Source organism: Streptosporangium sp. NPDC049644 (genome assembly GCF_040675205.1).
GTDB lineage: Bacteria > Actinomycetota > Actinomycetes > Streptosporangiales > Streptosporangiaceae > Streptosporangium > Streptosporangium fukuiense.
In genome coordinates, this window is the sequence record NZ_JBFAOJ010000040.1 from 1 (window position 1) to 14,945 (window position 14,945).

Genomic DNA, 14,945 nt, shown 5'->3' on the forward strand with positions numbered 1-14,945 from the left:
CGCGGGACCGCCGTGACCGGACAGCGCTCGCGTCACCGCCGGTTCGTCACCTTCTGGAACTCACCCTGATCGCGTCCGAGCCGCCGGCAAGGGCGAGAGCGTCCTCTCTCCTGCGATGGCGGCGGGGCGATCCTTCAGCCGGGAAACGCTGAACATGACGGGGGAGGTGCGCGGTACGCCTCGACACCCTCCACGTACGAGGCGGACGCCGTCCTTACGGCCGCAGGAGGCCGGTAAGGTCTGGTTGCCGATCGTTCGGAGGTGGGAGCAGAGGTGTCGGCCATCCGGCTGTTGGTACTCGGGGCCATCCGTGAACGTGGCCGGGCGCACGGTTACCAGGTGCGCAGCGATCTGGAGAGCTGGGGAGCGCACGAGTGGTCCACGGCCAAACCCGGCTCGATCTACCACGCGCTCAGGCAGCTGGCCAAGCAGGGACTGCTGCGCGCCCACGAGATCGCGCCGAGCACCGCGGGCGGACCGCCGCGAACGGAGTACGAACTCACCGGCGAAGGTGACACGGAGTTCCTGAGCCTGCTGCGCACGGCCCTGGCCAGACATGACCAGAGAATCGACGAGCTGACGGCCGGGGTGGGTTTCCTCACCTGCCTGCCCCGCCAGGAGGTGATCGCGCTGCTGAAGAAGCGGATGGCGGCACTTGAGGGCTGGCGGGCGGAGGTCGCTCGCCACTGGACACCCGACAGCGCCGGCTCCCAGGACGGGGAGCCGATCACCGAGATCATGCGACTCTGGACGCACTTCTCCGGTAGCGGCGCCGAGTGGACCCGCGACCTGATCGAACGCCTGGAAAAAGGCGCGCACGCCTCCTGAGCGGCCGTTTTCGGTGCCGTTGGGTCTCGCGCGGACCGGCCCGCCCCTGGCTCGGGTGAGCGACGCCTCCGGTCACGGACCCGCGTTCGCCGGAGGTGTTCCCGCGCGGGTACCCGGCAATTCGGAAAGCGTCGCCGTCCGTTCACCGGTACGCTCGGATCATGCAGTAGTAAAATTTGACTACTGGTCATCCAGAGGAGCGACATGGCCAACGAGACGACCGTGCCCGCACTGCCCTGCCGATCGATCGACGAGATCGAAGAGTTCTACACCGCGCTGGGGTTCATCAGGACCTATCGCCAGGTTCGCCCGAGCCCGTACCTCGCCCTGCGACGGGAGGACATCCACCTGCACTTCTTCGCCATGCCGGGCTTCAACCCGGAGGACTCCTACGGCACCTGCATCATCACCGTCCCCGACACCGGAGTCCTCTTCCGCGCCTTCGCCGAGGGCATGCGATCCGCGTACGGCAAGCTCCTGATCTCCGGGATCCCCCGGATGACCAGGCCCAGGAAACGGAAGAACGCCGACAACCTCGCCGGGTTCACGGTCGTCGATCCGGGAGGGAACTGGCTCCGGATCTTTCCTTCGTCCACGGACGCGATTCAGCAGGAACCCCCGGCCGGCAGGCTCGCCACGGCGCTGCGGAATGCCGTCGTCATGGGCGACTCCCGTGGCGATCACCAGCAGGCCGCCAAGATCCTCGACGGCGCCCTGGCCCGAGCGCAGGACCCGCCGAGCGTGGACCTCGTCGAAGCACTCCTCTACCGCGCCGAGATGGCCATCGCACTCTCCGATCGCGAGCGAGCGGGCGAGCTGTTGACGCGCGTCCGCGAGATGCCCTTGGACGCCTCGGCAAGGGAACGGCTGTCCGAGTCGCTGGCCGGCGCGGACGACCTCGAAGCGATCCTGGCGGCCGGCCGAGCCGAGCCTCAGGCGGGATGCGGTTCAGAGCGGTAATCGAGGCGCCTCGGTCGTTCGACCGTGTCGTCATCGACCTGTCTGCGCCGAACGAAGAGGACTTCGCTGCCGCGTGCTGGACGAAATCGACCCGAGCGACGCTCTTCCCGCCATGCCGAGGCAGCGGACCACAGGGTGGTTCCGGTGGAAACCAGACGTGAGCCGAAGGACACCGTCCGTCAATTCCGATATTCCGAAATTTCGAATTTATGGTTAACTTGAGGCATGCCATCCATCCTCAGCATGCTCCTGACCGCAGTGCTGGCGGCCCCGATGACCGCCGCCCCCGCCCCCGCCGACCTCAAGGACACCGAGGCCGTGCTCGCCTACATCCAGGCCCACCCCGACGACGTCGCGCTGGTGACCCAGGGCATCAGCCACAACGCCGATCGCCTCGCCCCCGTGGCGTCGAGCATCAAGATCATCCATCTCGCCGCCTACGCCGACGCCGTCCGCGCGGGAAAGGTGAAGCCGGGCGAACACGTCCCCGTGGCCCTGTGGAACGCCTACCACCTGCCCGGCACCGACGGCGGCGCCCACGAAGCGGCGCTCGAACGACTCAAGCCCGGTGCGAGCGTCACGCTCGACCAGCTCGTCTCCGCCATGATCGAGGAGAGCGACAACGCCGCCGCCGACCTGCTGCGCGACCGCCTCGGCCCCGGCGCGCTGCGCAGGATCGCGCAAACTCGCGTCGGGACCGTCAACGGCGAGATGCTGCGCGCCTTCGGCGGCTGCACGCTGCCCGCCGACGTCTGCCTGAAGAACTACGTCAAGGCCGGCAAGCAGGTTCGGCCCACGCTCCCCGGCTTCGCCCAGCAGGCCACCTGGGCCGAGACCGTGACCCGCGTCGAGCCTGGCGTGCTGCGCGGAGTGCTCGCCGGACTCAGGAAGGACAGGACGGCGAGCAAGCACCTGGAGTGGCCGATGCGCCAGCCCGGCGCCGACCCCCGCACGCTCCTCATCGGCACCAAGGGTGGCGCGCTGCCCGGCGTGATCAGCGAGGCCATGTACACCGTCCGGCCAGGTGAGAAGCCGCGCGAGACCGTCTTCGCACTGCGGCGGCTGCCCGAGGCGACCTGGTTCTCCGGAATGCAGAGCTATGCTCACCAGCAGTTCATTGTGCGGATGGCGACCGATCCCGTCTTCTTCGCGAAAGTTCGCACAGCATTGAAGTGAGGAAGCCCTGACCAGCGACAACGACCGGATTCAGGATCTCGAGGCGCGGGTCGCCGCCCTTGAGGCCGCCCTCACCGCTCCTGAGCCACCGGCGGCCGACGACGACACCGGCCTGTTCACCTACGGCGGCCAGGCCAGGCTCGGCGGCTACCAGTGGCTGTGGGAGATAGCCCGCAGCCCCGGCTGGTTGCTTCAGCAACCGACCGGGCCGCTGGCCGCCGTACTGGCCGCCGCCGGACACCCGGCGCGCTTCGAGATCCTGCAGTCGCTGGTCGTCGGCCCCAAGCCGGTCGCCGACCTGCAGGCCGAACTGGCCCTCTCCTCCCCCGGCCAGCTGTACCACCACCTCAAGACACTGACCTCGGCCGGGCTGGTCGAACAGCCCGAGCGAGGGGTCTACCGGGTGCCGCCACACGCGATCTTCCCCGTGCTGGCCCTGGCCGCCGCCGCGATCGACGTGGCCGAGCGCCCCGGCGCCCCGGCGAAACCTCACGATCTTCCCGGCTGAGGTTCGGTGGGCACCCGAGACCTGCCACGCCGGCACCCCGCTCCCCCGGTCTTGCCGGATGCCGGAAGACGAGTGCGGCGGACGGTCATCGACCGCCCGCCGCACTCGGTCAGATCAGAGCCGCTGCCACAGGGCGGGAACGTTCGGCGGTTCCCAGCCGGGCAGTGAGATGTGACCCTGCAGGCACCGGTAGCCGACGCCGCCGTAGGTCACGGTGTCCCCCACCGCGTACGAGGTCCAGGTCTGCCAGGTGCCACCGCCCTGCCCACCGCCGACGGTGAGACTGAAGGTGGCCGAGCGGTCGGCGCTCGCGCCGTCGGCGTTGAGGTTGATCGTGTAGGTCCCCGCGGGGGTGCTCGCCGAGGTGGCGATCGTGACCGCGGAGGACTGGCCGGAGTCGATGTTCGCCGGGCTGAAGGACGCGGTCGCGCCGGAGGGCAGGCCGGAGGCGCTCAGCGCGATGGCCTGCGCGTTACCGGAGGTCACCTGGGTGCTGAGCGTCGCGCTTGCCGACTGGCCGGGCTGGACCGAGGCCGAGGACGGGCTCACCGAGACCGAGTAGTCGTTGGCCGGGGGAGGGGTGTCCCCCACGGCGAGCTTCCACAGGGCGTTGGCGGCGCCGTCCGCGTTGCGGTCCAGCGCGGTGGCGTTGATGTTGGAGGTGGTGTCGCAGGCGGAGTGGTAGCAGCGGTCGAAGGCCTGGCCCGCGGTGCCGCCCCACTTGGCGGCCTGAGCCGAGCTCTTCACGCTGGAAGCGCCGGTGAAGACGCCGCCCACCCTGACGCCCGCGTTCTTGAACGGGGCGTGGTCGCTGCGGCCGTCACCCTCGGTCTCGATCTCGGTCGGGACGTTGAGCGTGGCGTAGTAGTCCTTGAAGATCTTCTCGATGGCCGGGTCGTCGTCGTAGACGAAGTAGCCCGGGTTCGGTGAGGCGGTCATGTCGAAGTTGAGGTAGGTGTCGACCCCGCTCGCGCCGCCGTTCTGGACGTAGTGGGTCGAGCCGCGCAGGCCGAGCTCCTCGGCGCCCCACCAGGCGAAGCGGACGTGCTTGGTCAGCGTGGGGTTGCGGTCGGCCAGCGTCAGCGCGACCTCCAGCAGGGTCGCCGAACCCGAACCGTTGTCGTTGATACCGGGACCGGCCGTGACGCTGTCCAGGTGGCTGCCCAGCATGACCGTCGGGCCGGTGGGACCGGCGGGCCAGTTGGCGATCAGGTTGGCGTGGGTCTGGCCGTTGTAGGTGAAGTTCTGCACCGTCGTGCTGTAGCCGGCCGCGTCGAGCCTGCCCTTGATGTAGTTCAGCGAGGCGGTGTAGCCGGAGGTGGCCGAGGCCCGGTTGCCGCCGTTGCCGGAGGCGATGGACTGCAGCTGGTTCAGGTGCGCCGTCACGTTGGCCACCGGGATGTCCGGGCCGGTCGGGTCGGGCGGGTTGCCGCCGGTGACGGTCAGGGAGTAACCCGCCGTCCGGTCCACGTCGGCGCCGTCGGCGGTGACCGTCACCGAGGAGGTGCCGCTGGGCGTGCTCCCCGAGGTGGCCAGCGTCAGCGTCGAGGTCTGGCCCGCCGTGATGGTGGCCGGGCTGAAGGACGCGGTCGCGCCGGAGGGCAGGCCGGAGGCCCGCAGCGTGATGGACTGGGCGCTGCCGCCGGTCACCGTGGTCCCCACTGTGGCGGTGGTGGACCGGCCGGCCTGCACACTGCCCGAGGTCGGGCTGAGGGAGACCGAGAAGTCGTTGCCGGGCGGGTTCACCGTGCAGGTCGCCTCGCCGTTCTGCGCCGGGACGTTGACGGCGGCCCACGCGGCCTTGGTCGCGTTGACCTCGACGCAGCTGTTCGGGAAGAGCTGCTTGGCCGCGGCCACGGTGGTCAGGCGCGCCTTGGCGTGCGTCCACGGAGCGGTCTTGCTGTTCAGGCCGCCCATGAAGATCTGACCGGCCTTCTGCAGGCCGATGCCGGTCAGGCCGGCCGGTCCGGAGCAGACGGTGCTGGCGGGCTTGCCGGGCGGGTTGGTGCCCTCGGCGAGCAGGTAGAACCAGTGGTTCTGCGGTCCGGCCGCCGCGTGCACCTCGGTGTTGGGGATCGAGGAGCTGTAGCAGTTGGGGTCGCCGAGCGCACCGGGGTTGTACATGTTGCGAATCGGCCCCTGGCCGACCAGGTTGACCTCCTCGCCGACCAGGTAGTCCGGCGGGTCGGCGGCGTTGGCGGCGAAGTGCTCGGTCAGCGCGCCGAAGATGTCGCCGGTCGACTCGTTCAGGCCGCCGGCCTCGTTGCCGCTGCCCGCCCCGCCGGAGCCGGAGAACTGGAAGATCGCGTGGCCGTACTCGTGGCCGACCACGTCCATCGGGGTGGCCTGCTGGTTGCTGGCCTGGTTGTGGCCGAAGTTGGTGTAGGACCCGTTCCAGTAGGCGTTGACCTCGTTCAGGCCGACGCGGGAGGGGAAGGCGCCGCCGGAGCCGGTGAACCCGTTACGGCCCAGCCAGTCGCGCAGCATGTCCCATTCCTTCTGCGCCGCGTACATGGCATCGACGCAGGCGGTCTCCAGGCTGGTGCCCTGGCCGTTGCCCCAGGCGTCGTCGGTCCCGGTGTAGGCCGAGCCGTTCTGGCCGCCGCAGCGCAGGCCGGGACGGGTGGCGTCGGTCATCGAGTACGAACTGCCGGAACCCGAGGTCTGGATGGCCAGCGGGCTGCCGTTGTAGAAGCCGTTTCCGGTGCCGGCGCGGACGTCGTCGTAGGAGTCCGCGATCGACCCGTCGAGGGCGTCCACGAAGACGTGCAGGACACTCGGGGCCTCCTTGGTGGCGCCGGTGACGACCACCTCCCACGCCAGCCTGGGCTGCCTGCCGGCCGCGTGCACGACCAGCCGGGGGGTGCTCACGCTCTCCACGGTGGGCAGCTCGCCGCGGGCGGTGACGGCCGCGCTGGCGGCGTCGATCCTGCTCTTGACGCCTACCTCGATCCTGGCTCGCTGGCCCGAGGCCACGGACCCGACCTCCTGGCCCGTCCTGTCGGTGGTGACGATCACGTCACCGCCGTAGACGGGCAGCCCGCGGTGGGTACGGGAGTAGGTCAGGTACTGCAGGCCGCGGGTTCCCACGATGGTGTTCGTGAGCGTGAACTCGTCCTGCGCCGTCTTGAACAGGGCCTCGGACCTGGCGGCGAGGGCGCCGCCGGCGCTGGAGACCGCGCGCCTGCGGGATTCTGGATCCGGCGGCGCGAACGCCGGCGGATCTGCGGACATGGTGCGGGCGGCGATGCCCGCGGGGGCTGTGGCGGCGCCGGCGGCGCTCACCACCGAGGTCGTGGTCATGGCGACGGCGGCCAGTACGGCGACCGCGCCCAGTTTGACCTTGGGATTCACTCGGGGTGACTCCTCTCGGTGTCCCTTGGGGGGTTGGAGGGATGCAAGGAGCCCTGGCGTTTTGGGCTGGACCAAAGCTGACACCGTGAGCGCGGGACGAGTACCCTACGAAATTGCATAACTTCGCGATATAGACGGCTAAACAGGTGTAGAAAGCGGCACGTGGCGCCTCAGCCATGACGTGTAGACGGGGGCGCGCCGCACCTCGGCCCAGTAGGTCCTGGTGACGGCCTGGACCAGTTCGTGTCCGCACCGGGCGACCGGTCCTTGCTCGGTCCACCCGATCATGTGCCGGAAGCGCAGCGGGGTCCCGGCGAGTGGCCGGATGGCGATTCCCGGGTGGCCCTTGCTGGTGGCCTGGAACATGCCGACACACCGGGCCGAGGAGATGAGGTCGACGGCAAGGCTGAGGTCGGCGGAGTAGGCGACCTTCGGGGTGAAGCCCTGCCGGGCGCAGGCGGACCAGAAGTGTTCGCGGTGCCCGGCCTCGACCAGTGCGTGCATGACCCAGTCCTCACCGGCGAGATCACGCAGCTCGATCTCCTCCTGCCGGGCGAGCAGGTGGGAGGCGGCCACCCCGACGAAGATCGGCTCGACGGCCACGCCCGCGTAGACCACTCCCGGAGGCGGGAGGAGCTCGTGTCCCGGATAGTCGCCGAGGGTGGCGAGCTCCAGGCGCCCGGACTCCAGGAGCCCGGGCAGCAGGTCCATCGCCTCCTCGGTACGGACGATGACGTCGGCACCGTCCAGCAGTTCACCAAGGCACCCGATGACGTTTATCGCTAGATGGCTGGACATGCAGCCCAGGCGAATCCTGATTTTCTCCGGGGGCTGCTCGGCGTAGCGCATGCCGTCCCGCCGTAACTCGTCGAACGCCGGCAGCAGCGACCGTGCCCTGATCAGCACCCATGCGCCGAGATCGGTGGGCCGCGCCCCCTCCCGGCCTCGCTCGAACAACGGCCCGCCGAACATCCGCTCGATGCGCCGCAACTGCGTGGCGAGCGCGGGCTGCGACATCTTGAGTGCGACGGCCGCCTTGGAAATGCTGCCCGAATCGGCGATCGCACAGATTGCTCGTAGGTGACGCACCTCTAGGTCCACGCCGGGAGCTTAATAGTAAAGAATCTTTCCGGTAAGACCCAAGTTTCAGCGTTATCTAGCAAGGAACCCCGGGCGTTCACGCCCGGGAGGAAACGCTTCCCGGTCCTGGAGTTGTGAACATCCGGTCGTTGGTCCGGGCGCTCCTGGTTTTCGATGTATTTTTTGATAAGGCTCAAAAGGGCGCCGCCGCAGGAGGCGGCGACGTAGGACGGAGACCGCAAGCGGCCGCCCCGCAGATACCTGTGGACAGCGGGATACTCCTTGCGCAGCAGGCGGGCCGAGATGCCCTTGAGGGAATCGACCAGGGCCGCAAGGACGACCTTGGGCGGGCAGCCGACGAGCAGGCGGACATGGTCGCGTTCGCCGTTGAACTCAACAAGCCGCACACCTCGATCATGATTTCTTCGCAGCGGCGCGGCGGCGCGGCGGTTCGCCGGTGAAGACCCCGCACCGATGCCCGGGTGTGAAGACCGAATGCGCGTGCAGCGTGCGGACAACGGTTCGGCCCCGGCGCAGGTCGGATTCCTATCACGGTGACATGGGCCAAAGGATAGTTTGGGCGCTGTGAAGCTGGTGGTGCAGGTGAGACTCCTGCCGACGCCCGAGCAGGCGGCGGCGCTGGAGGCGACCTTGTGCGCGGTCAACGCCGCGGCCACCTGGGTGGCGGCGCTCGCCCACCACCGGCGGGTATTTCGCAACCACGACCTGCGCCGGCACGCCTACGGGCAGATCAAGGACGACTACCGGCTGGCGGCCCAGGCCGCGCAGCATGTCATCAAGAAGGTCACCGACGCCTACGCCACGCTGCACGCCAATCTCCGCAACGGCAACCTGGGCAAACCTGGCTCCATCCGGCGTGAGCGGGTCTTGGCCACGCCGATCGTCTTTCGCCCCGGAGCGGCCCAGCCGTTCGACGACCGCTGCCTGTCTTGGCAGATGGAGGCGCGGACAGTGAGCATCTGGACCACGCGCGGGCGGATGAAGAACGTGGCGTTCACCGCCTCGGCCGAGCAACTCCAGACGTTGGCCGCCTACCGCAAGGGCGAATCGGACCTGCTGTACCGCGACGGTATGTGGTTTCTCATCGCCACCTGCGACATTCCCGACCGGCCGGTCGCCGCCCCGGATGGATTCCTGGGGGTGGATCTGGGGATCGTCAACATCGCGACCACCAGTGGCGGGGTTCGCCACAGCGGCAAGGCCCTGAACGCGGTCCGCCACCGCCACCGGGAGTTGCGCCGCCGCCTGCAGGCCAAGCAGACCAAATCCGCCAAACGGCTGCTGAAGCGGCGCCGCCGGGCCGAGGCCCGGTTCGCCGCGAACACCAACCACATCATCGCCAAGCAGATCGTGACCGAGGCTGCACGCACCGGGCAAGGCATCGCCCTGGAAGACCTCCAGGGCATCCGCGACCGGGTACGGCTCCGCAAGCCCCAGCGGGCCACCCTGCACTCATGGAGCTTCCACCAGCTCGGCTCCTTCATCGCCTACAAGGCCGCCCGCCAGGGCGTCGCCGTTGTGCACGTCGATCCGGCCTACACCTCGCAGGCCTGCTCATCCTGCGGGCACGCGGACAAGAAGAACCGGCCCGACCAGGCGACCTTCTCCTGCACGTCGTGCGGCTTCGCTGAGCACGCCGACGTCAACGCGGCCCGCAACATCGCCTCGCGCGGGGTGGCGGGCTGGGCAGTGAGTCACGCTGCCGACGACGCGGCCTGAACCGTCGAACCCATCGACGGCGAGGAGCTGCACGCTCGGTCGTTTACGGCCGAGAAGCAGACATGCGGCACGCATGCGTTCCTGGCCGCCGAGATCGCCGGCCGCGGCGCCGGTGAGCAGACCGCCTCTTTACCGCGCGAGCAGCGGGAGCGCCGGGAAGGCGTGGTCCTGCCACAGCAGCCGCGAGGTCTCTTCCGGGTAGGCGGTGACCATCGACGGCGTGCCGAAGAGCCGTGCGAGGCGGTGGCCGGCGTCGTACGCGGGCCAGCCCGGGTCGCCGTGAGCGGCGAACGCCGTCCACGCCCCGCGGATCTGCGCGGACAGCTCCTCCGCCACCGGGAAGGGCGGGTCACCGATCAACATGGCGGGCTGTCCGCTGCTCAGGTTGCCGAAGACGAGCGGCACGTCCAGGCCGTGGCAGGCGCCGAGGGCACCACCCAGTCCCGGGGCGGACCAGGTCAGTTCGTAGAGGTGGGCCTGGCCGCCGCCGGCGATCTGCGCGTCGGCAAGGTGGAGGCTCGGCATGCGGAACAACCAGTCCGCGTTGACCAGCTCGTACAGCTCCTCATCGGCCGCGGCCGGGAATGCCTCCCGGTACCGGCGTGCACCGTCCGGGCCGGGGGCGAGCATGTGCAGAGCGGTCTCGGTCTGCTCGGGCGTGACCTGGCCGAGCACGCCGTCGATCAGGCTGAACAACCGGTGCTCGTCACGAGTGTGCCCGACGAGAAGTCCGACGTCCCGGGCGGCGCCGTCAGCCAGCGCCTGCCAAGGGGGCGCCGGCAGGACGTCACCGTCGACAACCGGTGCGAACGGGATCGGCCGGTGTGTGATCTGCCCCCAGCGCTCTCGCCACTGGACCATCTTGGCGAAGACCGCGTCGCCCGCGGCGGGCAGCCGGGCCGGGGCCACCGCCGACAGGCCAGACACCGTGGGCCGTACCCCCAGCTCGGCGGCGCAGGCGGCGGCGATGTCGGCGGCCAGCTCGGGGGAGAAGAACGTCCCCGGCACGCTCTGCGCCACCGCCCGGCGAAAGAGCCCGGCGGCACGCGGCATGGCGAGCAGCGCGGCGATCGATCCGCCACCCGCCGACTGGCCGAAGACCGTGACCCGGCCCGGATCGCCGCCGAACATCCGGATGTTGTCCCGCACCCACTGCAAGGCCGCGACCTGGTCGAGCAGTCCCCGGTTGGCCGGGGCTCCGCCGATCTGCGCGAAACCCTCAATACCGAGACGGTAGTTGAGGGTCACGACCACGGCTCCGCTCCCGGCCAGGTGCCCGGCGTCGTATTCCGGGAGGCTGGAGTCGCCCAAGGCGTAACCGCCGCCGGGGATCCACACCATCACCGGGAGCCCCGCCGCCGGATCCGGTTCCGGTGTCCAGACGTTGACCGTCAACCAGTCGTCGCCGGCGGTGTCCTGAGACACCCTGAGCACGCCGGACTGCGGGGGCGGCGGGCCGTACGCGACCGCCGGGCGCACACCGTCCCAGCTGCGCACCGGCTGAGGCGCGGCGAACCGGAGGGCGCCGACCGGCGGCTCGGCGAACGGGATGCCGCGGAAGACCGCCAGGCCCGCCTCCCGGCCACCGCGGAGGACGCCGGCCGCCGTATGGACTTCCGGCTCGGACTCGGACGGCCTGCTGGATGCGGTGACGGCCATTCTGCGGTTTCCTCTCCGGTCCGGCTAGGCCGAGCATCCCAATGCGCGCCGTCCGCGGGCAAACCGTTTAGGCCTCTTAGCGCTGGGCTTCTATGACCTCTCTGGCCCCGGGACCTGGGTCTATCGGCTGGTGCTCCGGCTTCTGCGAACGTTGACGAGACTTCGAGGATTCCGAAGGTCTCTCGTCCTGGTCGTTCGTCTTGCGAAGGTGAAGGCGAGTGGCCGCCCGGTCGAGATAGGAGATCGGGGTGAACGGCTCGAACGACAGGGCGTCGCAGGTCAGGCATGCGGCCTCCCTTCTCCGTGCTCGCGGCCGACGTCGGCCGTTTCCCGGCCGGTGGACAAGGGCCTTTCTCGCTTTCGGCCGTTCCTTTAGTCTTCCTTCTCGTGTTCCGACGATCATGGATGCTCTGGGCCGCAGCCATGCTGACCGCGCTCGCTCCCAGCCTTTACTTCTGGGTCTCGTCGCTGCTGTCCGGAGACGACGGCACCCGGTACTACGCGTACATGTTCTCGGGGCGGTGCACGGGCGCTCAGATCCACTCACTGATCCCGGAGTACCTGATCTCGCGACTTCCGCTCTTCGGCTACGGCAGCGCACCGCTGCTTGTCCTGGCGCTGGCCGGCTGGTACGTGGGCGTACGGACCGGGCGGGACCGGCTCGGCAGGGTCGTCGCCCGCTGCGCGGCCGCGGTTCTGCTCCTCCGGCGCCTGCCCGATCTGCTGCTGCTCTCGCTCGACGGGGCGCTCGGCCCACAATGCCTGAACTCCTGGGGGCCGCCGGAGCTGATGAACGCGCAAGCGGGCTGGGACCTCTACCACTTGCTGCCTCCGGCCCTGGTCCTGCTCGCGATACAGCTCCCGCGGCGGGCGTTCGTCCGGCGCGGCCGCCTCGCGCGCACGACCGCCATGCTCCTGACCGTGACGGCGACCCTGCTCGTCACGGCTCAGGCGGCCCCCTCCGGCAAGGTGAGCACCGAGGGCGAGCTGGACTGCGCCGGTTTCGGCGATGGCACGGTCAGGGGGGCTGAGCGAGGTGGAGAAGACGTTCCTGTGCGAGGTCCGCGGCTACCACAGCTTCTACGGCGACGGTGGCATCGAAGGCTGGCAGGACGCTCCCGACCGGGTGGTTGTGACGCAAGGACACCACCTGTGTGGTGTGGCCACCCGGTATGGCGGCGATACCGGCGCACCGGCCGTGCGGGACGCGCCGCACGGGCCACTGGCGCACGCGCTCGGCCCGCTGTGCCCCGCGGTGGCCCGGTGGCAGGAGCAGGAGGGCGCGCGCAGGCAGGCTGAGGAGGCGGCGTACCACGCGGCCAAGGAAAAGGCCTGCGGTCGGCATCGCCCGCACCGCCCGAAGATCAAGCCGGTACGGCAGGGCCGCGCCACCATGTGGACCGAGTTCTGGACCATCCACGGATGGGAGGAGGGATACGAGGGCACTGTCCCGGAGCTGGTCGAGGAGCTGGTCGGCAGCGAGCGCGGCGGGCTGGCGATCTGGGCGTCCGACGAGATCGGCCACGCGTGCGTCACCGTCGAGTCCTACCGCCGACAACCGCCGCTGGAGATCAAGGGATGGGACGAGGTGGTACAGGTCGGCTACGACAGCCCCGGCGGTGCTCTGACTCTGTCCGACGGCAACGGAAAGAGCCTGACCGGCCTGACGGCCGCGGGGCCCGGGGCGTACCGGGTGCGGGTGCACCTGCGCGGGCGCAGGCTCGTCTACCAGGTGCCGGACCCGCCTGACGGCGCCGTGGAGCTTCTGATCATGGTGTTCCCCGGCGAGCAGAAGAAGCCGGTGGTCTACCGATAGAGGGGGCAGGCCAAGTAAGCCGGCCCTCCGCTCCCGAACGTGACTCCAGCCGCCAGGTAGCCGATCCGTCGGCTTCAGCCTGGGTGCCTGAGGGTGTCGGGATCAGAAGATTTCCCGACATCCCCGCCAAGGGACCCCTCGGCGGCCTGGGAAACCGGACATCGGCGAACAAGCGACGCTCCGGACGGCTGATTTGGAGGCTGAATTGACGACCGTCTCCAACCCGAACACGATCAGGCAGAAGCCCCGACCAACCAGCCCCGTTCACCCACCCGTAACGATCACGAACCGTAATCTGAGCACTCACCCGGCTGCTTTGGGGCTGGGACGGCTTCGGAAGCGGAGGGCCTTGTCGAAGGCATCACGGTGGTGAAGATGTTCGGGCAGCAAGCGGCGGTTTCCTCCGCGACGGCCGCGTGTTGCTCTGGTGGTCGGCTGGTTCGGAGAGGTGGTGTCAGCGAGTGTCACACCCGCACGAGGGGTTAGCGCGAGCGCTGGCCGAGGCGGAGCAGCAGGTGCGCCTCTACCGGCGGCTCGTCGAGGCCGATCACGACCGCCACTCTCCCGGCCTGGCGAGCGCGTTGGACGCCCATGCCCTTCTCCTCGGCTTGTCGGCCCGTCGGGAGGACGCGGTGCCGGTCGCCCAGGAGGCCGTCGACCTCTACCGTGACCTGACCAGAAGGAAGCCCGGCGAATACGCCTCGGCCTTCGCCTCGTCGCTGATCAACCTCGGCAACCAGTTGGCCGAGCTCGGCCATCACCACCACGCTCTCGTTCCCATGCGAGAAGCCGTCGAGTTGTGTCGCCATCTCACCTCGGCCAGCCCGGAACTGGTCTCGTCACTGGAATTCATCGGCATCAAACTGGGCGAGATGGGTCGCCATGACGAGGCGCTCGACGCCCTCAACGAGGCAATGGACTTGCGCCGGCCGCTCATCGAAACGGGGAGGACGGAGCACGCCATCGACCACTGGACCGGGCTGGTCGCCCTCATCCACCAGTTGCACGAAATGGGCCGCGATGGCGAGGCGCAGCCGTACCAGCAGATGGCCGCCCGCTACCACCGCCGCATAGCGGCGACGCAGCCGGACTTCATCGCATTCCTCGACGAGCTGCTGAACGAGCACGGCTACTCCGTGACCGCGACCGGCTTCCGCCGCAACCCCGGTCACGGAGCGGCGGGCACGCCGAGCCGGGACTTGCTCGTCCGCCTGCACGAGCAGAACGAGGAGGGCATGCGGCTGATGCGGGCGGGACGCCTCGACGACGCCCTCGTTCTCCTCCAGCAAGTGATCGACGTCCCGAACGGAGAATCGGCCGCCGCCGCGATGGCATATCCGCTGCACAACCTCGCTCTCGTGCTGACGAAGCTCGGCCGATACGGCGAAGCCCTCGGCCCTCTCGACCGTGCCGTGCACATCCACCGCGCCCTGGCGACATCCGATGCCAGGCGCCTGCCGCAGCTCGCCTCGTCCCTGAACAACCTCGGCTGGCTCCTCCTGGCGCTCAGCCGGTTCGAGGATGCCCTGGTCCCCCTGAACGAGGCCGTCGCTCTCTACCGCCGGCACGTCGAATCGCCCGACGGGCACGCACGCAGCCTCTACAACCTCGGCGTCGGGTTGGGGCACCTCCGGCGCCACCGCGAGGCCGTGACCGCGGCCGAGGAAGCCATCGACCTGCTGCGCCCGCTGGCCGCCTCCGACCCCGGCGCTCATCGCGCCAGCCTCGCGGACGCGCTGACCTGGCTCGGCAAGCAGCTCAGGCACCTTGGTCGCGACCGCGAGGCCCGCGCCGCAGAGCGTGAGGCCAGGCGCCTCTAGGGCC

At 69.6% G+C, this 14,945-nt stretch carries 12 protein-coding genes; 8 read left to right on the forward strand and 4 right to left on the reverse strand.

Annotation, left to right across the window (positions count from 1 at the left end):
• Window positions 1-261 precede the first annotated feature (261 nt).
• From AB0J58_RS22400 to AB0J58_RS22415, 4 genes are all read left to right on the forward strand, one after another.
• On the forward strand, window positions 262-828 hold the full coding sequence (locus tag AB0J58_RS22400) for a PadR family transcriptional regulator (RefSeq protein ID WP_364218361.1): 567 nt from the start codon (window positions 262-264) through the stop codon (window positions 826-828).
• 204 nt (window positions 829-1,032) lie between these two features.
• Window positions 1,033-1,788 carry a VOC family protein gene (locus AB0J58_RS22405; protein WP_364218362.1) on the forward strand — a complete coding sequence of 252 codons (756 nt, stop codon included), beginning with the start codon at window positions 1,033-1,035 and terminating at the stop codon, window positions 1,786-1,788.
• Window positions 1,789-2,013: 225 nt separating this feature from the next.
• Entirely contained in the window at window positions 2,014-2,964 is a 951-nt protein-coding gene (locus AB0J58_RS22410) for a serine hydrolase (protein WP_364218364.1), read from the forward strand.
• A 187-nt stretch (window positions 2,965-3,151) separates the two neighbouring features.
• Complete coding sequence (locus AB0J58_RS22415) at window positions 3,152-3,472, forward strand: helix-turn-helix domain-containing protein (RefSeq protein ID WP_364218366.1); 321 nt, start codon at window positions 3,152-3,154, stop codon at window positions 3,470-3,472.
• 114 nt (window positions 3,473-3,586) lie between these two features.
• Here the strand turns inward: AB0J58_RS22415 and AB0J58_RS22420 are convergent, their stop codons facing one another.
• From AB0J58_RS22420 to tnpA, 3 genes are all read right to left on the reverse strand, one after another.
• Window positions 3,587-6,826 carry a M28 family peptidase gene (locus AB0J58_RS22420; RefSeq protein ID WP_364218368.1) on the reverse strand — a complete coding sequence of 1,080 codons (3,240 nt, stop codon included), beginning with the start codon at window positions 6,824-6,826 and terminating at the stop codon, window positions 3,587-3,589.
• Window positions 6,827-6,964: 138 nt separating this feature from the next.
• A complete protein-coding gene (locus AB0J58_RS22425; protein WP_364218370.1) occupies window positions 6,965-7,927 on the reverse strand; it encodes a LysR family transcriptional regulator in 963 nt (320 codons plus the stop codon).
• A complete protein-coding gene (gene tnpA, locus AB0J58_RS22430) occupies window positions 7,918-8,583 on the reverse strand; it encodes an IS200/IS605 family transposase (protein ID WP_364218372.1) in 666 nt (221 codons plus the stop codon). Before tnpA ends, AB0J58_RS22425 begins: the two co-directional genes overlap by 10 nt.
• Here tnpA and AB0J58_RS22435 point away from each other — a divergent pair.
• Entirely contained in the window at window positions 8,492-9,646 is a 1,155-nt protein-coding gene (locus AB0J58_RS22435; RefSeq protein ID WP_364218374.1) for a transposase, read from the forward strand. The two genes, tnpA and AB0J58_RS22435, sit on opposite strands and share 92 nt — an antisense overlap.
• Before the next feature lie 129 nt (window positions 9,647-9,775).
• Here the strand turns inward: AB0J58_RS22435 and AB0J58_RS22440 are convergent, their stop codons facing one another.
• Window positions 9,776-11,305, reverse strand: coding sequence for a carboxylesterase family protein (locus tag AB0J58_RS22440; protein ID WP_364218375.1), 1,530 nt, complete (start codon window positions 11,303-11,305; stop codon window positions 9,776-9,778).
• Window positions 11,306-11,692: 387 nt separating this feature from the next.
• On the opposite strand from AB0J58_RS22440, the gene AB0J58_RS22445 reads away from it, so the two are divergent.
• From AB0J58_RS22445 to AB0J58_RS22455, 3 genes are all read left to right on the forward strand, one after another.
• Window positions 11,693-12,604, forward strand: a complete 912-nt coding sequence (locus AB0J58_RS22445) for a hypothetical protein (protein WP_364218377.1) — start codon at window positions 11,693-11,695, stop codon at window positions 12,602-12,604.
• The gene (locus tag AB0J58_RS22450; RefSeq protein ID WP_364218379.1) at window positions 12,561-13,121 is read left to right on the forward strand and encodes a hypothetical protein; all 561 of its coding nucleotides are present in this window, start codon (window positions 12,561-12,563) and stop codon (window positions 13,119-13,121) included. The genes AB0J58_RS22445 and AB0J58_RS22450 overlap by 44 nt, the downstream gene beginning before the upstream one ends.
• Before the next feature lie 461 nt (window positions 13,122-13,582).
• The gene (locus AB0J58_RS22455; protein ID WP_364218381.1) at window positions 13,583-14,941 is read left to right on the forward strand and encodes a tetratricopeptide repeat protein; all 1,359 of its coding nucleotides are present in this window, start codon (window positions 13,583-13,585) and stop codon (window positions 14,939-14,941) included.
• The last annotated feature ends 4 nt before the right edge of the window (window positions 14,942-14,945 follow it).

What these genes read in the sequence shown, in the direction of transcription:
- AB0J58_RS22410 (WP_364218364.1), top strand. Translation starts at nt 2,014, where the DNA reads ATGCCATCCATCCTCAGCATGCTCCTGACCGCAGTGCTGGCGGCCCCG.
- AB0J58_RS22405 (WP_364218362.1), top strand. Translation starts at nt 1,033, where the DNA reads ATGGCCAACGAGACGACCGTGCCCGCACTGCCCTGCCGATCGATCGAC.
- AB0J58_RS22440 (WP_364218375.1), bottom strand. Translation starts at nt 11,305, where the DNA reads ATGGCCGTCACCGCATCCAGCAGGCCGTCCGAGTCCGAGCCGGAAGTC.